The sequence below is a fragment of the Hymenobacter sp. BRD128 genome (assembly GCF_013256625.1).
Taxonomy (GTDB): Bacteria; Bacteroidota; Bacteroidia; order Cytophagales; family Hymenobacteraceae; genus Hymenobacter.
Genome location: NZ_CP053908.1, coordinates 2,188,369 through 2,211,152, shown reverse-complemented (window position 1 = coordinate 2,211,152; position 22,784 = coordinate 2,188,369). Strand labels below are relative to the sequence as shown.

Sequence of the window (22,784 nt, the reverse complement as noted above, 5' to 3'; positions counted from 1 at the left end):
CGGCTAGGCTAGCCCGGCAGCACGATGCTGAAGGTGGAGCCCACGCCCGGCTCGCTGCGCACCGTGATGGTGCCGCCGGCGTTTTCTACTATCTTCTTCACCATGTACAGCCCGATGCCCGAGCCCTCGACGTGGCTGTGCAGGCGCTGAAACATGCCAAAAAGCTGACTCTGCTGGGCCTCGTCGAGCCCCAGGCCGTTGTCCTGCACTTCGAGTATCACCCGGCCGGGCTGCGAGTGGCAGCGCAACTCAATCAGGGGTGGCCGGCCGGGGGCGCGGTACTTGATGGCATTGCTGAGCAGGTTGTAGAAAATACTGCGCAGGTTTTTGGGCGAGAACGACAGGCTAGGGCAGGCCGCCACGTCGACCAGCAGCTGGGCTTTGGTGCTGGCCAACTCGGGCGCGAGGTCGAGGGCTACCTCGTCAAGCAAGGTTACCAAGTCTATTACTTCCTCGGCTTGCGCGTGGGCTTGTTGCAGCTTAGAAATGTCGGTGAGGTGCCCAATAGTTTTCTGAAAGCGCTCCACGGCGCCCTCCATCATGCGCAGCAGCGGCTGCACCTGCTCGTCTTGCCGCAGCTTGGCGGGCAGTTGCTCTTGCAGGGCCGTCAGCAGGCCTTCGATGTTGGTGATGGGAGCCTTCAGGTCGTGCGAGGCCGTGTAGATGAAGTTGTCGAGGTCGATGTTGGTGCGGGTAAGCTGGCTGTTGGTCGCCTGCAGCTCCTGGTTAGCGGCTTGCAATTCCTCGTTCAGCGCCTGCACCTGGCGCCGGGCGGCTACCTGCTCGGTCACCTCCGTAGCTACCATCGTGACGCCAATAGACTGGCCTTCCGCATTGCGTAAAGGCTGGTACACAAAGTTCAGATACACGGTGTCGCGCCGGCCATCGCGGTCGATAAGCACCATCAGCTCGTGGGCCACGTGGGGCACGCCCGTGGCCATCACGCCATCGAGCAGCTGCTCGAAGCCCTGCCCAGCGGCCTCGGGCAACTGTTCAAACAAGGGCGTGTGCAGGGCCTGCTGCGGCGTGCGCCCCCACAAGCGGCATACCGCCGGATTGGCAAACTCGATGAGGTACTGAGGCCCCTGAAAAACGGCGATGGCAACCGGCGCCTGCTCGAACAGCTCGCGTAGCTGCTGCTGCTGCGCCGCGCGCTGCTGCCGGGCCAGCACCTGCTCGGTTACGTCAAAAGCGAAAACAGAAATTCCGGCCGGCTGCCCATCTTCGTGGTATGCCTGGTAGGTGAAGTTGAAATAAGTGGTTTTGGGCGGGCTACCATCGGCCTGCTCCACCCGCAGGGGCAGCTCATTGCCATAATACGTTTCGCCGGACTGGTACACGTGGTCAAGCAGGGCTACAAAGCCTTGCTCAATAGCTTCCGGCTGAATTTCGGCGACGGTGTGGCCCCACATCGAGCGGCCCGGAAAGAGCGCCTGGTAGGACGGGTTGAAATACTCAAACCGATGCTCAGGGCCGCGCAGCAGGCAAATAGCGGCCGGCGTGCGCTCAAAGAGCTGATACAACTCTTCGCGCTGCCGCACCTGCTGCCGGGTGGCAGTCAGCACTTCGGCTTGCAGGGCGTCGGCCCGCTGCTGGGCTAGCACCTGCTCGGTCATGTCGAGCACAAATACCAGTACGCCGTCAATGCGGCCCTGCTCATCGTAGCGCGCCTGCTGAATATAGTGGAAGTAAAAATCCTGCAGCGGACCGCCCTCATACGTGGCTATTGGCATTAGAATACCCATTTCCTCGTGCGTCTGGCCCGTTTCGTACACGTGCCGCAGCGTGCGCCAGCCGGGCTGGTGGGCTAGCTCGGGCAGGGCCGCCAGCAGGGGCCGGCCCAGCAGGTGGCGGCCCGGAAACAGCCGCTGATAAGCCGGGTTCACTAATTCATACACAAAATCAGGCCCGTCGAAGATGCAGATGGCAGCCGGCGCCTGGTTGAAGAAACGTGCCAGGCGCTGGCGCTGGTGCTCGGCGTCGGCCAGTGCCTGGGCCAGCGCCTGGGTGCGCTCGGCTACGCGCCGCTCCAGCTCCTGGTTGAGCTGCTGTAGCTTCAGCTGCGCGTGCGTGAGCGCCTCATTATTCGAGAAAAACTCCTCGTTGGCGGCCTGCAATTCTTCATTGGCGGCGGCTAGCTCCTCGTTCAGGCTCTGCACCTGCTGGCGGGCTAGCACCTGCTCGGTCACGTCAATTGCAATATCCAGCACACCCAGCAGCTCGCCCCTTGGGCTATGCAGCGGCTGGTACACAAAGTTGAAATAGTGGGTTTGCAGCTGGCCCTGCTGCGTGAGCTGCGCCGGCACCTCACGCCCCACGTAGGGCACTTGGGTGTGAGCCACTTCGGCAATGAGTTCTGCGAAGCCCTGGCCGCGCAACTCGGGCACGCCATCCAGCAGGGGGCGGCCCAGCACGTCGGCCGGTGCGTAGCCCCACATGGCGCACAGCTGGGTATTAGCCGTTACTACTACCTGCTCAGGGCCTCTAAATAAGCCGATGGCCACCGGGGCCTGCGTTAGGATTGCTTCCAGCAGGTTGCGCTCGCGCTCTACTTCCCGGCGGGCGGCCTGCTCGCGGGCCTGGCTGGCCCGCAGAGCCTGCTCCACGGCCGGGCGCTCCTGCTGGGCGCTATTGGTCAGGCTTACTACCAGCAGCTCACCACTGCGCTGCGCCGCTACTAAATAAAATGAATCGGCCTCGTCGCCTCGATACGTGAAGTCAAACGTACTCGCCTGGCTGGTACTGTACACGCGCCGGTAAAAATCTAGCAGGCCAGTAGAGTGGGCGTGCGGAAACAAGGTGCACAGCGTGCCAACTGGCCGCTCGGGCAGCCCCGTCATGCGCTGGCCGGCGGGGTTGATATATTCCAGCGTAAAGTCTAGCAGTTCTTCGGCTGCCCCTAAAATTGGGCGCAGCAGGCTGATGGCCGTCAGCGATACCGCCAGCGTAGTTTGCAACAGGTCGTTGGCCAAAGGAAAAGGAAGCGTAGAAGCAGCGGTAACCATCAAAGCAGCTAACAAGGGCAGTGCGGCGGCCAGCCTCAGGCCCTAGCCGCAACTACGCGTGCAAGATAAGTAAAAAGGCTCCGGTGCATATTGCGCCGGAGCCTGTAAGTAGTAGCTGCTAAATGGTTTATACTGAGAAACTTTCGCCACAACCGCAAGAGCGTGAAGCGTTTGGATTATGAAACTGAAAGCCTTTGCCATTCAGTCCATCCGAAAAATCGAGCTCGGTGCCGGCCAGGTACAGAAAGCTCTTCATATCCACTACCACGCGCACACCTTTATCCTCAAATTCCTGGTCCATCGGCCGGGTTTCGTTATCAAAGTCCAGCTTGTAGCTCAGGCCCGAGCAGCCGCCGCCCGCCACCGAGGCGCGCAGCCGGTAGGTAGCATCGAGCTGCGAGTCGCGCATCAGATGCTCCACTTTTTCCTTGGCTTTATCCGAAACGGTAATCATAACAAGTAGATGGCTAAAGGTGCGTAGAAAGAACAGCGGCCAGCTATGCCTAAAAAGTTAGCGGCGTTTCTATAACAAAGATACCGCTAAGAAGGATTCTAAATAACAAAAAAAAGACGGCCCGTTACGGGGCCGTCCTTATCCGCACCAGGGCTAGCCTAGTGGTGTGCCTTTTCGAGCTCCAGGGCTGGCAGGCCGTTTTTCACGCGGTAGTCGTTGATAGCCATCTTAATGGCGTCTTCGGCCAGCACCGAGCAGTGGATTTTTACGGGCGGCAAAGCTAGTTCTTCCACAATCTCCATGTTGTCGATGGCCAGGGCCTCGTCCACCGTTTTGCCCTTCAGCCACTCGGTAGCCAGGCTCGACGATGCGATGGCCGAGCCGCAGCCGAAGGTCTTAAACTTGGCGTCGGTGATGGTGTTGGTAGCCTCGTCCACCTCGATTTGCAGGCGCATTACGTCGCCGCACTCGGGGCACCTACCAGGCCGGTGCCTACCGTTTTCTTGCTTTTGTCCAGCGTGCCCACGTTGCGCGGGTTGCTGTAGTGGTCGATTACCTTATCGGAGTAAGCCATTGGTATTTTTTAGTTAGTAGGTATCAGTGAATAGGGAGCAGTTACCAAATGAGCTACTAAGAACGATACTGTTCACTGCTCATTGCAAACTGTTCGCTGCATTAATGCTCTGCCCACTCAATGGTGTTGAGGTCGATGCCTTCCTTGTGCATCTCCCACAGCGGCGACATCTCGCGGAGCTTGGTTACGGCTTCTTTTACGTGGCCGATGGCGTAGGCAATTTGCTCGTCGGTGGTGAAGCGCGAGAGGCCGAAGCGCAGGCTGCTGTGCGCCAAGTCATCGCTCAGGCCCAGGGCCTTGAGCACGTAGCTAGGCTCCAGGCTAGCCGAGGTGCAGGCCGAGCCGCTCGATACGGCCAGGTCTTTTACGCCCATCATCAGGCCTTCGCCTTCTACATATTTGAAGCTGATGTTCGTTACGTGCGGCAGGCGGTGCTCGCGCGAGCCATTCACGTAGCTCTCTTCGAGGGTCAGCAGCTCGCTTTCGAGCTTGTCGCGCAGCTTGCTCAGGCGCTCGGCGTCGGCCGCCATTTCGAGGCGGGCCAGCTCACAGGCTTTGCCGAAGCCTACGATACCGGGCACGTTGAGGGTGCCCGAGCGCATGCCGCGCTCGTGGCCGCCGCCGTCCATCTGGGCGGTCACTTTCACGCGCGGGTTTTTACGGCGCACGTAAAGGGCGCCCACACCTTTGGGGCCGTACATTTTGTGGGCCGTGAAGGCCATCAGGTCGATGCCATCGGCTTGCACGTCCACCGGAATCTTACCCACGGCCTGGGTGCCGTCGCTCATAAACAGCGCGCCGTGCTTGTGGGCAATGGCCGCAATTTCGCGGATGGGCTGCACGGTGCCCGTCTCATTGTTCCCGTACATGATGGTCACCAGAATAGTCTGGGGCGTCATAGCGGCTTCCAGCTCTGCGAGGCTGATGAGGCCCTGCTCGTTCACGGGCAGGTACGTTACCTTACCGCCGAGCTTCTCGATGTGCTTGCAGGTATCGAGCACGGCTTTGTGCTCGGTCGTGGTGGTGATGAGATGGTTGCCCCGCTGGGCATACATCTCATACACGCCCTTGATACCCAGGTTGTCGCTTTCCGTGGCGCCGCTGGTGAAGATAATCTCCTTGGGGTCGCAGTTGATGAGTTGGCTGATTTGCTCGCGGGCATAGTCCACGCCTTCTTCCGCCGCCCAGCCGAAGGGGTGGTTGCGCGAAGCCGCGTTGCCGAACACATCGGTCAGGTAGGGCATCATGGCCTCCAGCACGCGCGGGTCGAGCGGCGTGGTGGCGTTGTTGTCCAGGTAGATAGGTAGCTTAAGCATGGCGCTGGGCTGGATTTTCTAGTAAATGCTAAAGATAGGCAGTTGACTGTCGGTGAAACAGAATTTTGGCCTAAACAGTTTTTTGGAATCCACAAAAATAGCTGGAATCTGTCTAAAAACCCGCACCTGCTGGCTGGCTAGCCCTGGCGGCCGGTAGCTTTGCGCGGCCGGGCTAGCCGCCGGCCTCTTGTTATGCTTACCAACCTCGAACATGTGGGCCTGGCCGTGCGCGACTTAGCCGCCGCCACCGACCTCTACACCCGCCTGCTGGGCCAGCCGCCCTACAAAACCGAGCACGTGCCCAGCGAGGCCGTGGACACGGTTTTCTTCCAAATCGGCGGCTCCAAAATCGAACTGCTGGCCGGCACCAGCCCCGAAAGCGCCATCACCAAGTTTTTGGATAAAAAGCCTGAAGGCATTCACCATGTCGCTTTCGAGGTCGATAATATTGAGGCCGAAATGGCGCGGCTGCGGGCCGAGGGCTTCATTCTGCTGAATGAAACGCCCAAGCGCGGCGCCGATAATAAGCTGGTGTGCTTTGTGCATCCCAAGAGCGCGGGCGGCGTGCTGGTCGAGTTGTGCCAAAGTATCGCCTAGCGGGCGAACCTCCCCCGGCCTCTTTCCAAAAGAGCGGGAACGGGGGAGGTGGCTAATTCAGCACTGCCGCTACAATAACGCCGGGGCCTCGCGGGGCACGTAGTAGCCCACGCCGGGCAGCACGCGCCTGGCGTAAGGGCTGCTGAAATACTGCTCATTGCCTTCGGAAGTAGCCCCCAGGCTAGCCCCGTCGAGCACGGTGGTAGGCACGCCAAGCGTAGGCGATGCGTAGTGTGAACGTGTCAAACGTGTGGGCGGTGGGTTAGATAGCAGCCATGGGAGAAACCTGCATCTTTGCAGCTGCCTGGCTGAACGGCCGCCGCGCCGAGTGGTTGCGTAAGCTAGCCAGCCCACTAAATGGGCCTCAAGATTAGCCTGCGCCGTATTCCAGCTTATTTTTCGTCTTATGTCGTCCATGAATTTTTTTCGCCAGGAAGTAGACAGCGCCATTGATGTGCTCATTGCCCAGCAGGTCATTCTGTACCCTACCGACACCGTGTGGGGCCTGGGCTGCGATGCCGAGGTGTCCCGCGCCGTCGAGAAGCTTTACAAACTAAAAGGCCGTGCCGAGGGCACGCCCAGCATCGTGCTGGTGGCCGACCTGGAGATGCTGCGCCGCTACGCCGCCGAGGTGCCCGCCGAACTCGAAGCGGCCCTGGCTGCCCAAACACGGCCCACTACCTACATTTTGCCCGCTAGCCCCGCCGTGGCCCCCAACCTCGTGGCGCCCGATGGCACGGTGGGCCTGCGCGTGCCGCAAGATGAGTTTTGCCACAAGCTGGTGCGCCGCCTGGGCCACGGCCTGGTGAGCACCTCGGCCAACAAAACCGGCCAGCCCACACCCGCCATTTTCAAGGAAGTAGACACGGCCATCGTGCGCGGGGTCGACTACGTAGTGAGCTGGCGGCAGGACGATGAAACCCGCACCGCGCCCTCGCGCATTGTGCGGCTAGGAGCCGGCGGCGCGCTCGAAGTAGTGCGCGACTAAGCGCGGCGGCTAAAAGCCCGTGCCCTGCACGTTCTGGGTGCTAATGAGCTTGCCGCTCGCCACGTTGATAACCCAATTGCTGAGCACAACCCCGGTAGCATGCTGCATAACCAGGCCGGTTTTGGCCGAGATAGTGAGGTTGGATAGCGGCAGGTTTTGGATGGGCAGCGTGGCTAGCCCCACCAGACTACCGGCGTTTTGGGCGCCGGTCACGGTGAGGTGGTCGAGGGCCATGCCCACCACGCTCGGGATGTCGGTTGGGTGCGTATTATTCGGGTTAAGCGCATACGCCCTGTTTAGCACGAGCGGTTTCTTAACGTTCGTCGTGGTGATGTTGCTGTAGCTGACGTTTTGCAGCAGTCCCCCCAGGCCGGGCGCCGACTTGATGCGGATGCCATTATCAGTATTGGTGAAGACATAGTTGCTGACTGTCAGGGTATTAATGCCCAAAGAAGTTTCGCTGCCAATTGAAAGGCCGTGGCCGTGCAGGCAAGTGCAGCCCGTCACGGTCGGGTTCTGGCACGCAGAAATGTTGATGAGCCGGGGGCGCACCAGGGCGCTATTTGCCTGAGTGTGCAGGTTGGGCGGCGGCGTGCCTGTGGTGGAGGTGGCCGAAGGCGTAGCGTCGTTTTTGGCGCAGCCCCCAGGCCGAGCAGCCCAACCAGCCCTAGCCCCAGCAGGCGAGCGAAGTAGCAATTCATGGTGGAAAGTAAGCGGGAGCATAAGGGATTTTGCATGAAATAGCAAGGGCTTGCGCGGCCGGTAACTGCTTTGGTAGTAGGCTCCCGCAGCGGCTGGCTCGCGGGTGGCGCAGCAGTAGTGCCCGGTGCTTGGCTAGCCCGGGCTGGTAGCGCCCGGGCAGAAGAGTTGGCCTCGTATAGCGGCACTAACCGCCGCTGCGCCCGAACTTTGCCGCCATGACCACGCCCACGCTGCCCGATTTGCCCATCTTCCGTACCATTGCCGAGGCCGCCCACGAGTTGGGCCAGCCAGCCTACGTCATCGGCGGCTACGTGCGCGACCTGGCCTTAAAGCGCAGCAGCAAGGACATTGACGTGGTGACGGTGGGCGACGGCATCCGGCTAGCCCAGGCGGTGGGCCGGCGGCTGCCGGGCCGGGGCCGCGTCACGGTGTTTAAGAACTTCGGCACCGCCATGCTGCCCACCGAGGAGGCCGGCGAAATCGAGTTTGTGGGCGCCCGCCGGGAAAGCTACCGCGCCGAAAGCCGCAAGCCCGAGGTAGAGGCCGGCACCCTGGAAGACGACCTGGCCCGCCGCGACTTCACCATCAACGCGCTGGGCCTGAGCCTCAACGCCGAGGACTTCGGCGCGCTCGTGGACCGCTACGACGGCATGAAGGACCTGGCTAGCAAGACCATCCGCACGCCGCTGGGGCCCGATATCACGTTCTCCGACGACCCGCTGCGCATGCTGCGCGCCATCCGCTTCGCCTCGCAGCTCAACTTTGATATTGAGCCCGATACCTACGACGCCATCGGCCGCAATAAGGAGCGCATCAAAATCGTGTCGCAGGAGCGTATCACCATTGAGCTCAATAAGATAGTTGAGTCGCCGGTGCCCAGCTACGGCTTCAAGCTGCTGTTGCAGACCGGCCTATTGCAGCTCATCTTTCCGAAGATGGCGCTGCTGCACGGCGTAGAAAAAGTGGGTAACCACGCCCACAAGGATAATTTTTATCATACCCTGCAAGTGCTTGATAACGTGGCGGCTGCCGGGGGTGACCTGTGGCTGCGCTGGGCCGCCATCCTGCACGACATCGCCAAGCCCGCCACCAAGCGCTACGACCCTAAAGTAGGCTGGACCTTTCACGGCCACGAGGACAAGGGCGCGCGCTGGGTGCCAGGCATTTTTACCGACCTCAAGCTGCCGCTAGGGGAGGAGATGCGCCTGGTGCAGAAGCTGGTGCGCCTGCACCTGCGGCCCATTGCGCTGAGCAAGGAAATCGTGACCGACTCGGCGGTGCGCCGCCTGCTCTTCGAGGCCGGCGACGACATCGACCGCCTCCTGGTGCTGTGCCGGGCCGATATTACCAGCAAGGACCACCAGCGCAAGGCCCGCTACCTCCAGAATTTCGACGTGGTAGAAGAAAAGCTGCGCGAAATTGAGGCCAAGGACCATCTGCGCAACTTCAAGCCCGTCATCACCGGCGAGGTCATTATGGAAACCTTCGGCCTCAAGCCCTCGCGCCAGGTAGGCGAGCTGAAGGAAGCCGTGCTCGAAGCCATTCTGGAAGGCGAAGTGCCCAACGAGTGGGAGCCGGCCTACGCGCTGCTGCTGCGCCGCGGCGCGGCGCTGGGGCTAGCCCCGGGCGCGCAGGCCTAGCGGTGGGCTAGCCAGCCCCCAGCCGCTGGCGCGCCCGCGCCACATCCTCGGGCGTGTCGATGCCAAAGGCGTCGAGCTCAGTGATAACCGTCTGGATGGGATATTCGGCTTCGAGCCAGCGCAGTTGCTCCAGGCTCTCAGATAGTTCCAGCCGCGACGGCGGTAGCAACGTAAGCTCCCCTAAAGTTTCGGGGTCGTAGGCATACAAGCCCAGGTGCCGGTAATACTGATGATGGGCTAGCCACTCGTGGCTAGGGTGCTGGCGCTGGTAGGGCAGGGGGTACCGGCTGAAATACATTGCCCGCCCAAACTGGTTCACCACTACTTTGGGCAAGTGGGGACTGAATAATTCTTCGTCCGTAAGCACCGGTTTGATGAGCGTGGCAATGGCCGGCGTGGGCCGCTGGGCAAACAAGTCCACTAAGGCGTTTATCTGCGCCGGGTGAATAAACGGCTCATCGCCCTGAATATTGACGATGCAATTAAACCCGCCAGGCCGGCCCAGCAAGTCAAACGCCTCCCACACGCGGTCGGTGCCGCTGGGGTGGTCGGCGCGCGTGAGCACGGCCTCGCCCCCAAAGCCGCGCACGTGGTCGAGGATGCGCTCGTCGTCGGTGGCTACCACCACGCGGGCTAGCCTGGCCCGCCGCGCTTGCGCTACCACGCGCTCAATCATGGTGCGGCCGCCCAGGTCTACGAGGGGTTTGCCGGGCAGGCGGGAGGAGGCAAAACGGGCCGGAATAATACCGAGAGCGGACATAGAAAACAAGCAACGAGCAATGAACAGGCGGCCGGCGGCGTTGAGGGCGGCCGGCGGGCAGCCGGCCGGCGGTGCGCCCAAACCAGTTTCCGGCCCCTAAACTAGGGCTGCCCGGCCGCTGGGTATTTACTTTGCCTACCGCTGGCCCTGGGCCGGGGCCGGCCGCCGGCCGGTTTTGGTACACCTTTAGCCTTGCTTCTGCGCATGAGTCTGCTCGCTTCGTTGTTGATACTGAATTCGCTGCATGGCCCGCTGGCCACCCTGCCCGCTAGCCACCGGCTGCCTACCGATTCCATTGGCCAGGAAACCCGCAATGGCCAGCGCTTCGTGCGCCACCGCGTGGCCCAGGGCGAAACTATGTTTGCCTTGGGCCGCCGCTACCACGTGTCGGTCGACCAGATTGCGGCGGCCAACCCGCAGCTCAAAAACGGCCTGGGCATTGGCGAGGTGGTGCTCATTCCGCGCGGCGGGGCGGCCCGGCCTACGGCGGTGGCCCCGCCGGCTAGGCTGCCCGCCGCCACCTCGGCTGCCGTGCCCGAGCACTACACCGTGGCCAAGGGCGAAACATTGTTTGGCATTGCCCGCCGCTTCAATCTCGCGCCCGCCGAGCTGATTCTGCTCAACCACCTGCCGGCTGGCGGCGCGGTGCGCGTGGGCCAGGAGCTGCAGCTGCGCGCCGCCGGTGCCGACGCCGCGCCGGTAGCGGCTAGCCCCGCCCCGGCCGCCGCGCGCCCCGCCGCCCCCGAGCCGCCCGCGCCCAAGGTGAATCCCGCTGCCCCGGCCCAGATAGCTACCGTGACGCCCGCCACCCCCGCCGAAAAGCGTGAGGAAGCCGTCGAAACCAAAGCGCCCACCCACGCCAGCGAGCTGGTGCAGCGCAAAACTGACGTGGGCATCGCCTCCGTCATTCCCAACAACGGCACCGACAAGTACCTGGCCCTGCACAAAACGGCGCCCGTCGGTACCATCATGCAGGTCAAAAACCAGATGAACGGCCAGTCGGTGTACGTGCGCGTCATCGGCACGCTACCCGATACCGGCGAGAATGAGAACATCCTGGTGCGCCTCTCGCCCCGCGCCGTGCAAAAGCTCGGCACCGCCGACGCCAAATTTCGGGTCGAGACGAGCTACGTGCCGTAGGGACCCCCATTCTTGAACCGCGCCAATTAGCCTCGTTTGTCATTGCGAGCGCAGCGCAGCAATCGCACCTGCACGACACCCGAGTGGGTCGTTCTGCTGCGATTGCTGCGCTGCGCTCGCAATGACAAACGTATTTTATGGATACTGTTAAAGTAAATAATCTCCGCGCCCTGCTCAACGAGCGCGCCGACCGCCACAACCAGCCGGCGTTTCTGGCCAAAGACCCCGTCAGCATTCCGCACCGCTACACGCGGTTGCAGGATATTGAAATCAGCGGGCTTTTCGCCGCGCTGCTGGCCTGGGGCCAGCGCCCCACCATTCTGAAGAAAACGGCGGAATTGATGACGCGTATGGACGATGCGCCCTACCAGTTCATCACCCAACACCACGACGACGACCTGAAGAAGCTGCTCGGCTTCTGCCACCGCACGTTCTGCGATACCGACTTGCTCTACTTCGTGCACTGGCTGCGCTGGTTCTACAAAAGTCACACTTCCCTCGAAGATGCCTTTCTGCACGGCGCCACCATGCGCGAGCGATTGATAAACTTCCACGACCTATTCTTCAGCCTGCCCGATGCGCCGGCCCGCACCCGCAAGCACGTGGCCACGCCCGCCCGCGGCTCGGTCTGCAAGCGCCTCAATATGTACTTGCGCTGGCTGGTGCGCCGCGATACTAACGGCGTCGATTTCGGCCTCTGGCGCCGCATTGCCCCGAGTGAATTAATATGCCCCATCGATGTGCACGTCGAGCGCCAGGCCCGCCTGCTAGGGTTGCTGAAGCGCGAAAAAGTAGACTGGCAAGCCGCCGAAGAGCTCACCGCTAACCTGCGCCTGCTCGACCCTAGTGACCCGGTGAAGTACGATTTTGCGCTGTTTGGGGAGGGCGTGGGGTAATGTGTAGTAGGCTCTAGCTTGCCATTTGACTTGAGAAACCCCAGCATATGTCCGCAGCCATCATAAAAGTACCGGAAATACGTGCCACGACGCCTTCGCTAACCCAGAGAATGCTGTATTTTTTGGTGCGGCTTATTCTATGGTGGGTGCCCAAGGGTAGCCCCGATTACGGCAAGAAAAGCGACGACGTAGCTTACTGGCTCGTCGAGGTAGAAGATGGCCGCGCCGAGCGCGAAATTGGCTTCGATGCGCAGGGCGAGCCTATCTTGCACGCACCTACCGACCGTAACATGGGGCTGTGGACTGACTCTGACCGGGAGTTTTTAGTGGACGATTACCAAATAGTAGAAGCGCAGGAATTTAACCTGCTGTGGCAGAAGCTGGAGAAACCTACTGGTTCGCGAAGTAGCTAGCCAGCGCGTGTGGGGGATAGTAGGCTAGCTAATCAGGAGAGCTAGCCTTGCTAATCCGATAGGGCGCCCGGTAAAGCTATTGGTATTAGCGCGAATCTTCCCGCCCCGTTTGCTGTTTTACCTTCGCGGCCAGTTAGTCCATATCCCCGCCTGTATTCGATTTGTTAGTACCCCAGAATTTTGAAGCCAAGATTGGCTTTTCTACCCTCCGCGACCTGCTGGAGCAGCTTTGCCTATCGGCGCTCGGCCGGCAGTACGTGGCCAAGATGCAGTTCGTCACCGACCACGAGCAGCTGAGCAAGCTGCTGGCCCAGACCGACGAATTTGCCCAGCTGCTGAACAGTGGCAGCGATTTTCCCGGTGCGCACTACCACGATGTGCGCGTGCACCTCAAGCGCGCCTCGCTGCCCGGCGCCTACCTCGACGTGGCCGCCTTTTTTGAGGTCAAAATGAGCTTGCGCACCATCCGGGCGGCGCTTACTTTCTTCACCCAGGCGCCCGAAGGGCTGTACCCTAGCCTGCGCTTGCTAGGTATCGGTATTCAGGCCGACCGCAATTTGCTGGCTAGCCTCGACAAAGTCGTGGACGACGAGGGCCAGGTGCGCGACGACGCCTCGCCGCTGCTGCGCCAGCTTCGGCAGGAGCTGATTCAGCGTCAGGGCCAGCTGCGCAAGCAGCTAGCCGGCATTCTGCGCCACGCCAAGAGCGAGGGCTGGATACCCGGCGACGCCGAGCCTACCATTCGGGGCGGGCGCCTGGTGCTGCCTGTAATAGCCGAGCACAAGCGCCGCGTGCGCGGCCTCATCCACGACGAAAGCGCTTCGGGCCAAACGGTCTACATCGAGCCAGCCGAGGTGTTTGAGCTGAACAACGACATCAAGGACCTCGAAAACGCTTACCAGCGCGAGCTGATTCGCATCCTCACGGCCCTCACCGACCAGCTACGCCCGCACCTGCCCGACCTGCGCAAGGCTTATAACTACCTGGGCCTGCTCGACTTCATTCGGGCCAAAGCGCGGCTAGCCCGCGAGCTCGGCGCCCAGCTGCCTGAGCTCAGCGCCCGGCCGCTGCTGCGCTGGCGCGGCGTGCGCCACCCGGTGCTGGCCCTCACCTTCAAGGAGCACAACAAAGCCGCCGGCCCCGACGCGGAGAAGCGCGCAGTAGTACCGCTCGATATTGAGCTGACGCCCGAAAAGCGTATCCTGGTCATTTCAGGGCCGAACGCGGGCGGTAAGTCGGTATCGCTGAAGACGGTGGGCCTGGTGCAGTACATGCTGCAATGCGGCCTGCTCATTCCGTGCGACGACTACTCCGAGGCCGGCATGTTTGAGGATATTCTCCTCGACATCGGCGACGAGCAGAGCCTCGAAAATGACCTTTCAACTTACTCCTCACACCTGCTGGCCATGAAGCAGTTCGTGACCGTGGCCAATAAGAAAAGCCTGGTGCTGATTGACGAGTTTGGCACCGGCACCGAGCCTAGCCTGGGCGGCGCCATTGCCGAGGCCGTGCTGGAGCAGCTCAACCGCGAGCGCGCGTTCGGCGTGATAACCACGCACTACACCAACCTCAAGAACTTTGCCGAGAAAACTGAGGGCCTGGTGAATGGCGCCATGCGCTACGACCCCGAGCGCCTGCAACCGCTCTATCGCCTCGAAATCGGCAAGCCGGGCTCGTCGTTTGCCATCGAGATTGCCCGTAAAATCGGCCTGCCCCGGCAGCTCGTGGAACGCGCCTCGCAGCTCGTGGGCAAGGATAAAATCCGCTACGACCGCCTGCTCGAAGGACTGGAAAAAGACAAAACCGACCTCGAAACCAAGCTGCGCGACGTGGAGAAGCAGCAAAGCCGCCTCAAGCGCGCCGCGCAGGACTACCAGGAACTGAAGCAGCACCTCGACGACACCCGCAACGAAACCCTGCGCGAAGCCAAGCACCAGGCCAAGAAGCTGCTCAAGGACACCAATCAGCAAATCGAGGCCACCATCGGCGAAATCCGTCGCTCGCAGGCCGACAAGGAAACCACCAAGCAGGCTCGCGAGAAGCTCGAAACTTTCGTGCGCAAGGAGCTGCAAATCGAGCCGCCCAAAGCCCGCCCCACCCGCGAGCTGGCCGAGGCCGGCACCCTGGCGGCCGGCGACCGCGTGGCCATTCTGGGTCAGGATGGCCACGGCGAAGTAGTGAGCGTGAAGGGCAAAACCGCCGAGGTGCTCTTCGGCGGCATGAAAACGCTAGTGAAAGTCGGCCAGCTCGAAAAGCTGAGCCGCGCCGAAGTGCGCGAGCGCGAAGCCGCCGCCCGCAAAACGGCCGCCGCCAACTCCGGTGGCCAGAGCCTCGACCTCACCGGCCGCATGGCCGGCTTCAGCCCTACGCTCGACCTGCGCGGCGAGCGCGCCGAAGATGCCCTCACCAAGCTCATGGCGTATGTCGATGACGCGGTAATGTTTGGCGTGCCGGAAATGAAAATTCTGCACGGGCGCGGCAACGGTGTGCTCCGCCAAGTAGTGCGCGACTACCTGCGCCAGACCCGCGCCGTGGCCAGCGTGGGCGACGAGCACGCCGACCGCGGCGGCGACGGCGTGACCCTAGCCGTGCTGAAGTAGCGCAGCCGCTCACTAGCCCCACTTTTTGCAAACGGCCCACCGGAAGGAAGCATCCGGTGGGCCGTTTGAATTTCAGGCAAAGCGCTCGCTCAAAGCTGGCTACGGCCAGCGGGCGTTGCTTAAGTTTGCCCGATGAGCGTACATTCTTCTTCGGGATGGCTAGCCAGCCTGGCAATTCCGGTTTTGCTGATAGTTCAAGTCAAGTCAGTCGAGGCAAAACGAGCATTTCGTTTGGGCAATCCACCCGCTACCTTCCGCCACCCCGGCGTGCTCAACACCCAGGCTAGCCTCGACCAAGTAGCCGCCCAATTGAAAGCGGGTGACAAAGCCCGGTTGGCTGGCGCTCAGCAGGTAATTGATTACCTGGCTAAACATCCCATTCCCACCACTTTTCCGAGCGTGGTGTATGCGGTGGCTGGGGCCGGCAGCCCCACCGAAGACCAAATCCGGCGCGATGCGGAGCTGGCCTACGCCTGCGCCCTGCGCTGGGCCACTACCGGTGAGGCAACCTATGCCCGCCAGGCGCGCCAGGTGCTCGATGGCTACGCCCGTAATTTTCAGCGCTACAGCACCTCGCCCAAGCCCGACGGCTCGCCCACCGAGTTTCGCCAAACCTACCTGGAGGCGGCCTGGGTGGCGCCCACTTTTGTGGCGGCGGCCGAGATTATTCGCTACTACCGGCCGAGAGGCAAAGCCGGTGCAGGCTGGCCCGCCGCCGACGTAGCGGCCTTCAGCGGCTTTCTCAAAAAGCTGCAAACCGATTACGTAGACCCATTGCCGGCCGGCACCAACTGGGTGAATAACTGGCAGGTATCGGGCGCTTATGCCCAGCTGGCGCTGGGGGTGTGGTTTGAGGACCGGGCCGAGTATGAGCACGGCTACCGCTACGCGCTGGCCGTGCAGCCGCAGGTATTTTACCCTAGCGGCAACGTGAAGGAGCTGTGCGACCGCGACTGCCACCACCCGCAATATACCCTTACCGGCCTCACCAACGCCGCCGAGATTGCGCGAATTCAAAGTGGCGACACGACGCTTTACGCCCTGCACAATCAGCAGCTGCGGGTGGGCTGGGAGAAGCTGCTCGACGCCCTGGAGCACGCGCCTGGCAGCTGCGCCGACTGCGCGGCGCACCCCGCCGTGTGGCCCGGCATCGAAACGGCCTGCGCCTACTACCGCACGCCCCGGCTAGCTACCCTGCGCGACCGGGGTGCGCCCTACGGCGTGCCCGGCGACGACACCTTTGCCGGCTTTACCTCGCTCACGCAGCCCACCGGCGGGCGCTAGGCCTCGTGCGGTTGGCCCATTACTAATCGCGGCTTTGCCAATAAAAGTTGACTAGCAGCGTACTTTTGACGGCTTATGCCGGCCACGCCTGATTCTGTTATTCTTCTTCAAAACGCCGCTGGTCAGGTAAGCGCCGAGCCGGCTGGCTATCTGCGCTTACGCTGGGGTGGGCAGCCCCGCGTATTTGCCGACACCTGCGCGATGTTTACCACCGCCGCCCAGGCCCTGCACCAGCGTGGCTGGAGCCGGATTCTGGTTGACCAGACTGTGATGCAGCCTTTTACCTCGCGCGAGCAGCTCTGGATAAGCCAGGAGTGGCTGCCAAAGGCCGTGCAGGAAAGCGGCTACCGGTTTGGGGCTGTAATAGTGGCGGCCAACGTGCTCACGCGCTTGGCCACGACGTTTGTGACGAGCACCCCCGAGCTGCCGCTGCGTTACCGCTCATTTGGCACCGAAGAAGAAGCCCTGGCCTGGCTCTTGCAGCAGCCGGCTTGACGCGGGGCAGGCTCAGAGCAGCAGCACGTCGATGCGGTGGGCGTGCACAAGCTGCAAGGCTTCGGACCACGAAAAAACGGTGAAATTGCCATCTTGCGAAGCCACCAGGGCCACCGCCTCGTGCTGGTCGTGCACAAACTGCGCGGCGGCTAGGTGGCGGGTACCGCCGTTTTTGGCCGGGTGCAGCAGGGTAGCACTACTGCCCACTACCGGCTCGGTGAGCACCAGTTGCTCAACCTGGGTGCCATCGGTGCGGCGCGTCACCTTAGCTCCGAAAGTCAGCAATTCATACTTGCGGGTGAGCACGGTAGCCCCATCTACGGCCGTAAAGCCGCCCACTATCTCAATGGCATCCAGCAGGTTTTCCTGCCAGTCGCGGTGGCTGCGGTCGGCTTGGGTGAGCAGCGCCCCGATGCTGCCAAAGGCCGGGGCCACCGGGTAGCCTAGCGGCTGCACCACCGAAGCGCGCCAGTCTTCGGTGCCAGGCGGCACCAGCAGCAACAGGCCGCCGCGCCCGTGCGCCCGCATAGCGCGGGCCAGCTCGAGCAGCACATCCACCCTGGGGTCGTCGGGGGCTGGGGAGCCGGGGCAGGGGATGGGCGGCAGCGACCGGCGCAGCACCGGGTAGTCGGCCAGCCCCTGGGTTTCCTCATCCACCACCCGTATCTGGTCGCCGCGCAACACGGCCACGTTCACAAACTTGCCGAAGCCATCGGCCCGGCGGTGCTTGGCTACCAGCAGGCCCGGCTCTACCACCTCCAGCACAAAGCACACCGGCGGCACCTGGCTCGCCGTGCCCCACACATAGAGGCCTTCGTCATCAAACCCCACCCCGAGGTGAATGCCGGGGTGCTCAACGGCGGGCGCCAGCTTGATAAGCACCTGCGGCGTGAGGCGCAGCCGGTGCCCAAACAGCAGCGGCTGCCCCGCCGCCTCGGGCTCAAGCAGGGCCAGCGAAATGCGCGGGGGCCGGCCCTCCTCGCGCCGCAGGCTAGCCCAGAACGCCACGTCGATAATGGCTTCGAGCAGCGCGGCCGGTGGGGGCGGGGGCAGCGCCGTTTTCCCCAGATACGCCGCGCCGGCCAGGTGCTGGGCAAAATGACTGGCGAGCGTGGGGGCTACCATGCGGGCAGCCAGGTAGGTAGGTTCAGAAAGCATGAGCTTGAAAGAGACCGGCTAGCCCGGTAAGGTCTTACAACAGGCGGCCCCTTAATTTGCTTGGCTAACTGATTTGATTTTCTGCCCTGAATGAGGATGAATTACTTAACTGCTACGATAGTCAGCGTTTAGTCTAAAGTACCGCGTGGGTAGTCCGGCTACAAAAACACGCTGAAGGTAGTGCCGCAGCCCGGCTGGCTGGCCACTTCGATGTGGCCGCCCTGGGCCTGCACCAGCCGGTTAACCAGAAATAAGCCCACGCCCGTGCCTGACGCCGCCTCGGGATGGAAGCGCCGAAAAAGCTGGAACAATTCTTCCCCGTGCTGGTCGAGGTCAATGCCCAGGCCGTTATCCTGAACCTCCAGTACGGGGTGGCCGGCGGCCAGCCGGGTGCGCAGGCACACTTGCGGCGGCCGGTCAGGGTGCCGGTATTTTAGCGCATTGGCCAGCAGATTGAGCAAGATGGTGCGTAGCGTGCGCGGCACGCTGCGCACCGTGGGCATCGCTGCAAAATCGCTGGTAATAACAGCTTTAGTATCGGCTATCTGCGTATGCAGGGTCTGCGTGGCCTCGGCCACTACGTCGGCTAGGGTCACTTCTTCGGCCTGCTCGCGCACGGGGCGCCGCTCTTCCTGCACCACGGTGGCCAGGTCGGCGATGGTAGTGGCCAGCACGCGCAGCGAGTCGTCGGCCAGGCGCCACATGTGCGGGGCAGCAGGGTCCTGAAAGGTCGCCGATGCGCGCAGCTCCTCAAACAAGCCCCGCAGGTTATTCACCGGCTGCTTGAGGTCGTGCGAAGCCGCGTACACAAAGTTGTCGAGGTCGGCGTTGGTGCGGGCCAGCTGCTGGTTGGCGTAAGTCAATTCCTCATTTTTGGCACTCAGGGCGCGCCGCGTTTCCTCTACCATCTCGAGTGAGTCGCGCAGCTGCTGGTTCATAGCCTGCACCTCCTGGTGGTAGCGCGACTCGTACTGACGCCACTCGTTTTTTTCGATGGCGTGGCGCACGGTTTTATTTAGCAGCTCGGGGTCAAACTGCTGCTTGACCAAGTAGTCCAGAGCACCGGTGTTGAGGGCCCGTACGGCCAGCGCTTCGTTGCCGCCCCCCGTTATCATTATCACGCACAGGCTGTTGGCTGGGGCCAGCTCTTTTAGCTTCAGCAGCAAGTCGAGCCCATCGGTATCGGGCAAGTTATAATCGAGCAGCACGCAGTCGGGCTGCAGCTTCATAAACTGGGCCACTGCTTCCTCGCCCGAAGCGGCTTCCTCAATGGTTACGCTTTCATGCCCCAGCTGCTTACCCAAAAAACGCCGGTACAGCTGCCGGTCCTGCTCATTGTCATCAATCAGAAGAATTTTCTTCACGCGGTGCAGCTCAATTCAACGGGGGCAGTTCCGAGGTGCCCAGCCAGTAATTAATAGTTAGTCGGATTTTTTCTTCCAGCGCCGTGTATTCAATGGGCTTGGTGAGGTAGCTGTTGGCGCCCAGCCGGTAGCAGTCCTCAATATCACGCACGCTCGAGGAAGTACTGAAAATAATTACCGGAATAGAGTGTAGCAGGGGGTCGTTTTTGAGCGCCTTGAGCACGGCCCGGCCATCGGTGCCGGGCAGGTTGAGGTCGAGCAGCACAATAGCGGGTAGCGTAGCGGGCCAGCCCACGGCTTTGCCGTAGCCCTGCAGGTAGCTTAGGGCCTGGTCGCCATCCTCACAGCGCAGCACAGGGTTCTGGAGCGCGTGCTTGCGAAAGGCGCGTCCCAGCGCCGTGAAGTCCTCGGCGCTGTCCTCTACTACCAAAACAGGCTTTAAGGAAGTGGTAATCATAGGATTGATAGTTTTTATAAAGCGGATAGTTCTTTTGGCAAGGCAAAATAAAACGTAGCGCCGTGGCCTAGTGCGGAAGCAACCCACAGGCGGCCACCATGTTTTTCCACCATTTTTTTGGCAATGGCTAGCCCAGCACCGGTACCTCCCCCGTACTTTTCTTGGGCGTGCAGGCGCTTAAAGAGCTTAAAGATATTTTCGTGGTGCTTGGGGTCAATCCCAATCCCAAAATCCTGTACGTAAAAGACATGATAGGCGGATGAATCGGCGGCGCCCGGCACGCTGATGCTAGCCGGGGCCAGGCCCACTACCACGGTTTTGGTGGGCTGGTCGCTGTACTTGATGGCGTTGGTGAGCAGGTTGCTGAATACTTCCTGCACGCGCACGCGGTCGGCCTGCATGGTGGGCAGCGGACCGTCAATCTCCACGGTAGTGTGCGTTTGCTCAAGGCGGGGCTGCAGGAGCTCAAGCACCTCGGCCAGCAGCTCGTTCAGGTCTACGGTGGTGGGCGTCAGGTCCTGGCGGCCCACGCGCGAAAGCTGGAGCAGGCCCTCAATCAAGCCTTCCATGCGCTGGCTCAGGCGCACCAGCGTCTGAAGCTTATTTACTCCATCATCATCGAGCTTGTCGGCGTAGTCTTCCAGCAAAAAGAGCGAGTAGTTATGAATGCCGCGCAGCGGCTCCTTCAGGTCGTGCGAGGCCACGTAGGCAAACGAATCGAGCTCGTCGTTGCTGCGCTCCAGCTCGGTGTTAAGGCGGCCCAGGGCCTGGGCGCGGGCGTGCAGCTCGTTGAAAACCTTGAGGCGCACATCAGAGATGTGCAGCCGGATTTCCTGGGCGGCCTGAATTTCGAGCGGCTTCCAGGGAGCGGAGGTGTTTTCGACGAGCTGCTTCCAGGCTTCAAACGACTGGCGCGGCGATAAGAAAAGCTGGCCATCTTCGAGCCGCCGGGGCTTTTCGTTCTGGCCAGCCCAGGTCACGGTTTGCACCACTTCGGGCCGAAACCAGAGCAGGTAGTTGCCGGGCGCCTCGGCCAGCGAAGCCGCAATAAAGCCGCTGGCCGTGCCGCGCAGGGCCAGCCCCGCCGGGTTGAGGGCGGCGTAAGAATCGGTGTGAAAAATGTCCTGCGGCACGTTGGCCTGCAGCCAGGCCAGTAGCTCCTCAATCTGGGGGCGGCTAGGGGTGAGGCCGATGGTAATTAGCTCATCGTCAAAACAGATGGCGGCCCCAGCGCAGTCAAATACGTCCATCAGCGTGGGCGTTTTCTGGTACAGGCCTTCCACAAAGTGGGGCGTATTCGAGACGTGCTCAAACAGCCGCACCTGCCGCTCGCGCACCTGGAGCAGGTAGGCCTGTTCGTCCTGCTTTTCCTTGGAGCTGAGCAGGGCCGAAAACGTCTTGGCAATAAACTGGCACAGGTCGCGCAGCTCGTAGCTCACGAGGCGCGGCGTGAGGTGGTGGCAGGTTATCATGCCCCACAGCTGGTCGTCCTGGATGAGCGAAATCGTCATCGTGGCCGCCGAGCCCATATTATGCAAATACTGGATGTGAATGGGCGACACGCTGCGCAGCACGGCATAAGTCATGTCGGGCGGGCGGCTGGCGCGGGGTGGCCGCAGCGGCACCAGCCGGGCCGGCACGTAGCTAGCGTCGGGGATGAAGCGCAGCCAGTTTTTGAGGTACATTGCCCGCGCCTGCTGCGGAATATCGGAAGCCGGGTAGCGCAGGCCTAGCCAGGGCGCTAGGTCGGGCCGGGTGGCCTCGGCAATAATTTCGCCGCTCTCGTCGGCCGCAAAGCGGTAGATGGCCACCCGGTCGAAGCCCGTGATGCCGCGCACCTGCTCCACGGCATACCGGCAAAATTCGGTGACCGAGCCGGCACTCAGCATCTGGCTCAGGGCTGCGTTTAGAAACGGCAAATCGAGGCTAGCCGGGGCCGTTTCCGCTACCGGCTCAAACTCCAGCCACAGCAGCCGGTCGTAGCGGTGCATGATGAGCTTGTAGTAGGGCCAGCCCGCCACCTGCTCGAGGCGCACGCCCAGCAGCTGGTGCGCCTCGGTGAGGGTGGCAAAGCTCTTGGCAATCTCCGCCGCCCGTTCGGGGGCCAGCAGGCGGCCCAGGCCCGCGCCCACCAGCTCGGTGGGCGCAATGCCGAGCAGGGCCTGGGTGTTTTCGCTGGCATAGGCTACTTGGTGCGATATCTCATCGAGGCACAGCACAAAGCCGTAGGGCTGAATAGAGCCCGGAATGTGAATGGGCTCGCGGTCGCAGTTAGTAAGCGTAACGGGCTGGTCGAGCAGGTTTTCGTCGGGTAAGCTCACGGGCGGGCTAGCCAGGCGGCTAATTGTTGAAACGTATGAATGGCCGACTGCACAATCTCTTCCTCGTTGGCGTCGGTAGTCGCCTGGGCCAGCAGCTGGCCAAACGCTTTCCAGCGCGGGCCGGTTCGCTCGCCGTAGCCGGTAAAGTAACGGCGCAGGTCGCTGCCGGCTTTGGCCAGCTGCCGGGCCAGCACCTGGCCGCCCAGCGTCGAGCCTTCGAGCACGTACATGGCACCCAGCACCTGCGGCACGGTGGCCAGCGGCGGCAGGGCCGGGCACAGCGGCAGCTGGTCCGGCGCGGCGTGCAGGTCTTCCAGGATAAGGTGGGCGCGCCGGCGCTCGGGTACTTCCCAGGCCGGCCCCAGCGCGGCGGCGTGGCCGAGCAGCGCCACCTCGTAAGGCACCAGAAAGCCGTACATCTTGGCCAGAAACCGGGCCGTAGTCGCTTCGCTAGGGGTGCCGGCCGCCAGCGCCTGATTAAACTCGTTCGCTTCTACGGCATCGTGGTAGGGGCGGGTTTCGGCGCGCAGGCGGGCCAGGATGGGCGCGGTGGCAGGTGAGGAAAGCAAGGCAGAAAGTGCGGCTGAGCAAAAGAGCAGAAACTGCAAATTAATCGCTAA

The 22,784-nt window shown here is 62.1% G+C and carries 21 protein-coding genes and 1 pseudogene; 9 read left to right on the top strand and 13 right to left on the bottom strand.

Annotated elements, in window-relative coordinates; all coding sequences use genetic code 11:
• Window positions 1–8 precede the first annotated feature (8 nt).
• The 5 genes and pseudogenes from GKZ68_RS09770 to GKZ68_RS09755 form a co-directional block, all read right to left on the bottom strand.
• Entirely contained in the window at window positions 9–2,972 is a 2,964-nt protein-coding gene (locus tag GKZ68_RS09770) for a PAS domain-containing protein (RefSeq protein ID WP_173113875.1), read from the bottom strand.
• 160 nt (window positions 2,973–3,132) lie between these two features.
• Window positions 3,133–3,459 (bottom strand): iron-sulfur cluster assembly accessory protein, encoded by a 327-nt coding sequence (locus GKZ68_RS09765; RefSeq protein ID WP_068335803.1) that lies wholly within the window; start codon window positions 3,457–3,459, stop codon window positions 3,133–3,135.
• Window positions 3,460–3,617: 158 nt separating this feature from the next.
• Window positions 3,618–3,970, bottom strand: a pseudogene (locus GKZ68_RS09760) (iron-sulfur cluster assembly scaffold protein); the annotation flags it as partial.
• Window positions 3,914–4,033, bottom strand: coding sequence for an iron-sulfur cluster assembly scaffold protein (locus tag GKZ68_RS22050; RefSeq protein ID WP_254244238.1), 120 nt, complete (start codon window positions 4,031–4,033; stop codon window positions 3,914–3,916). The gene GKZ68_RS22050 and the pseudogene GKZ68_RS09760, both read right to left, overlap by 57 nt.
• A gap of 101 nt (window positions 4,034–4,134) precedes the next feature.
• Window positions 4,135–5,349 carry an IscS subfamily cysteine desulfurase gene (locus GKZ68_RS09755; protein WP_173113872.1) on the bottom strand — a complete coding sequence of 405 codons (1,215 nt, stop codon included), beginning with the start codon at window positions 5,347–5,349 and terminating at the stop codon, window positions 4,135–4,137.
• 192 nt (window positions 5,350–5,541) lie between these two features.
• On the opposite strand from GKZ68_RS09755, the gene mce reads away from it, so the two are divergent.
• On the top strand, window positions 5,542–5,946 hold the full coding sequence (gene mce / locus GKZ68_RS09750; protein ID WP_173113869.1) for a methylmalonyl-CoA epimerase: 405 nt from the start codon (window positions 5,542–5,544) through the stop codon (window positions 5,944–5,946).
• A gap of 69 nt (window positions 5,947–6,015) precedes the next feature.
• On the opposite strand, the gene GKZ68_RS09745 is transcribed toward mce, so the two are convergent.
• A complete protein-coding gene (locus GKZ68_RS09745) occupies window positions 6,016–6,156 on the bottom strand; it encodes a hypothetical protein (protein ID WP_173113866.1) in 141 nt (46 codons plus the stop codon).
• 205 nt (window positions 6,157–6,361) lie between these two features.
• Here GKZ68_RS09745 and GKZ68_RS09740 point away from each other — a divergent pair, with 205 nt between their 5' ends.
• Window positions 6,362–6,934: an L-threonylcarbamoyladenylate synthase gene (locus GKZ68_RS09740; RefSeq protein ID WP_173113863.1), complete on the top strand. Its 573-nt coding sequence runs from the start codon at window positions 6,362–6,364 to the stop codon at window positions 6,932–6,934.
• Between the two features lie 9 nt (window positions 6,935–6,943).
• Here the strand turns inward: GKZ68_RS09740 and GKZ68_RS09735 are convergent, their stop codons facing one another.
• Window positions 6,944–7,657: a glycosyl hydrolase family 28 protein gene (locus tag GKZ68_RS09735; protein ID WP_173113860.1), complete on the bottom strand. Its 714-nt coding sequence runs from the start codon at window positions 7,655–7,657 to the stop codon at window positions 6,944–6,946.
• A 194-nt stretch (window positions 7,658–7,851) separates the two neighbouring features.
• Between GKZ68_RS09735 and GKZ68_RS09730 the strand changes: the two genes are divergently transcribed.
• A complete protein-coding gene (locus GKZ68_RS09730; RefSeq protein ID WP_173113857.1) occupies window positions 7,852–9,276 on the top strand; it encodes a CCA tRNA nucleotidyltransferase in 1,425 nt (474 codons plus the stop codon).
• Window positions 9,277–9,283: 7 nt separating this feature from the next.
• On the opposite strand, the gene kdsB is transcribed toward GKZ68_RS09730, so the two are convergent.
• Entirely contained in the window at window positions 9,284–10,036 is a 753-nt protein-coding gene (gene kdsB, locus GKZ68_RS09725; RefSeq protein ID WP_173113854.1) for a 3-deoxy-manno-octulosonate cytidylyltransferase, read from the bottom strand.
• A 204-nt stretch (window positions 10,037–10,240) separates the two neighbouring features.
• Between kdsB and GKZ68_RS09720 the strand changes: the two genes are divergently transcribed.
• From GKZ68_RS09720 to GKZ68_RS09695, 6 genes are all read left to right on the top strand, one after another.
• Window positions 10,241–11,176, top strand: a complete 936-nt coding sequence (locus GKZ68_RS09720; protein WP_173113851.1) for a LysM peptidoglycan-binding domain-containing protein — start codon at window positions 10,241–10,243, stop codon at window positions 11,174–11,176.
• Window positions 11,177–11,313: 137 nt separating this feature from the next.
• Window positions 11,314–12,072 carry a TIGR02757 family protein gene (locus GKZ68_RS09715; RefSeq protein ID WP_173113848.1) on the top strand — a complete coding sequence of 253 codons (759 nt, stop codon included), beginning with the start codon at window positions 11,314–11,316 and terminating at the stop codon, window positions 12,070–12,072.
• 122 nt (window positions 12,073–12,194) lie between these two features.
• Window positions 12,195–12,485 carry a hypothetical protein gene (locus GKZ68_RS09710; protein WP_173113846.1) on the top strand — a complete coding sequence of 97 codons (291 nt, stop codon included), beginning with the start codon at window positions 12,195–12,197 and terminating at the stop codon, window positions 12,483–12,485.
• Window positions 12,486–12,646: 161 nt separating this feature from the next.
• On the top strand, window positions 12,647–15,085 hold the full coding sequence (locus GKZ68_RS09705; RefSeq protein ID WP_173113843.1) for an endonuclease MutS2: 2,439 nt from the start codon (window positions 12,647–12,649) through the stop codon (window positions 15,083–15,085).
• 231 nt (window positions 15,086–15,316) lie between these two features.
• On the top strand, window positions 15,317–16,369 hold the full coding sequence (locus GKZ68_RS09700) for an alginate lyase family protein (protein WP_173113839.1): 1,053 nt from the start codon (window positions 15,317–15,319) through the stop codon (window positions 16,367–16,369).
• A gap of 75 nt (window positions 16,370–16,444) precedes the next feature.
• Window positions 16,445–16,864 (top strand): STAS/SEC14 domain-containing protein, encoded by a 420-nt coding sequence (locus tag GKZ68_RS09695; protein ID WP_173113836.1) that lies wholly within the window; start codon window positions 16,445–16,447, stop codon window positions 16,862–16,864.
• Window positions 16,865–16,876: 12 nt separating this feature from the next.
• Here GKZ68_RS09695 and GKZ68_RS09690 read toward each other — a convergent pair whose 3' ends face one another.
• From GKZ68_RS09690 to GKZ68_RS09670, 5 genes are all read right to left on the bottom strand, one after another.
• Window positions 16,877–18,022, bottom strand: a complete 1,146-nt coding sequence (locus GKZ68_RS09690) for a putative sensor domain DACNV-containing protein (RefSeq protein ID WP_173113832.1) — start codon at window positions 18,020–18,022, stop codon at window positions 16,877–16,879.
• A 158-nt stretch (window positions 18,023–18,180) separates the two neighbouring features.
• A complete protein-coding gene (locus GKZ68_RS09685; RefSeq protein ID WP_173113829.1) occupies window positions 18,181–19,386 on the bottom strand; it encodes a response regulator in 1,206 nt (401 codons plus the stop codon).
• Between the two features lie 10 nt (window positions 19,387–19,396).
• Window positions 19,397–19,843: a response regulator gene (locus GKZ68_RS09680; RefSeq protein ID WP_173113826.1), complete on the bottom strand. Its 447-nt coding sequence runs from the start codon at window positions 19,841–19,843 to the stop codon at window positions 19,397–19,399.
• A gap of 14 nt (window positions 19,844–19,857) precedes the next feature.
• Window positions 19,858–22,164, bottom strand: a complete 2,307-nt coding sequence (locus tag GKZ68_RS09675) for an ATP-binding protein (RefSeq protein WP_173113822.1) — start codon at window positions 22,162–22,164, stop codon at window positions 19,858–19,860.
• The gene (locus tag GKZ68_RS09670) at window positions 22,161–22,733 is read right to left on the bottom strand and encodes a biliverdin-producing heme oxygenase (RefSeq protein WP_173113819.1); all 573 of its coding nucleotides are present in this window, start codon (window positions 22,731–22,733) and stop codon (window positions 22,161–22,163) included. Before GKZ68_RS09670 ends, GKZ68_RS09675 begins: the two co-directional genes overlap by 4 nt.
• Window positions 22,734–22,784: the final 51 nt, after the last annotated feature.

Coding starts and splice junctions, on each gene's coding strand:
- GKZ68_RS09765 (WP_068335803.1), bottom strand. CDS start 3,459: ATGATTACCGTTTCGGATAAAGCCAAGGAAAAAGTGGAGCATCTGATG.
- GKZ68_RS22050 (WP_254244238.1), bottom strand. CDS start 4,033: ATGGCTTACTCCGATAAGGTAATCGACCACTACAGCAACCCGCGCAAC.
- GKZ68_RS09755 (WP_173113872.1), bottom strand. CDS start 5,349: ATGCTTAAGCTACCTATCTACCTGGACAACAACGCCACCACGCCGCTC.
- mce (WP_173113869.1), top strand. CDS start 5,542: ATGCTTACCAACCTCGAACATGTGGGCCTGGCCGTGCGCGACTTAGCC.
- GKZ68_RS09740 (WP_173113863.1), top strand. CDS start 6,362: ATGAATTTTTTTCGCCAGGAAGTAGACAGCGCCATTGATGTGCTCATT.
- GKZ68_RS09735 (WP_173113860.1), bottom strand. CDS start 7,657: ATGCTCCCGCTTACTTTCCACCATGAATTGCTACTTCGCTCGCCTGCT.
- GKZ68_RS09730 (WP_173113857.1), top strand. CDS start 7,852: ATGACCACGCCCACGCTGCCCGATTTGCCCATCTTCCGTACCATTGCC.
- kdsB (WP_173113854.1), bottom strand. CDS start 10,036: ATGTCCGCTCTCGGTATTATTCCGGCCCGTTTTGCCTCCTCCCGCCTG.
- GKZ68_RS09720 (WP_173113851.1), top strand. CDS start 10,241: ATGAGTCTGCTCGCTTCGTTGTTGATACTGAATTCGCTGCATGGCCCG.
- GKZ68_RS09715 (WP_173113848.1), top strand. CDS start 11,314: ATGGATACTGTTAAAGTAAATAATCTCCGCGCCCTGCTCAACGAGCGC.
- GKZ68_RS09695 (WP_173113836.1), top strand. CDS start 16,445: ATGCCGGCCACGCCTGATTCTGTTATTCTTCTTCAAAACGCCGCTGGT.
- GKZ68_RS09690 (WP_173113832.1), bottom strand. CDS start 18,022: ATGCTTTCTGAACCTACCTACCTGGCTGCCCGCATGGTAGCCCCCACG.
- GKZ68_RS09680 (WP_173113826.1), bottom strand. CDS start 19,843: ATGATTACCACTTCCTTAAAGCCTGTTTTGGTAGTAGAGGACAGCGCC.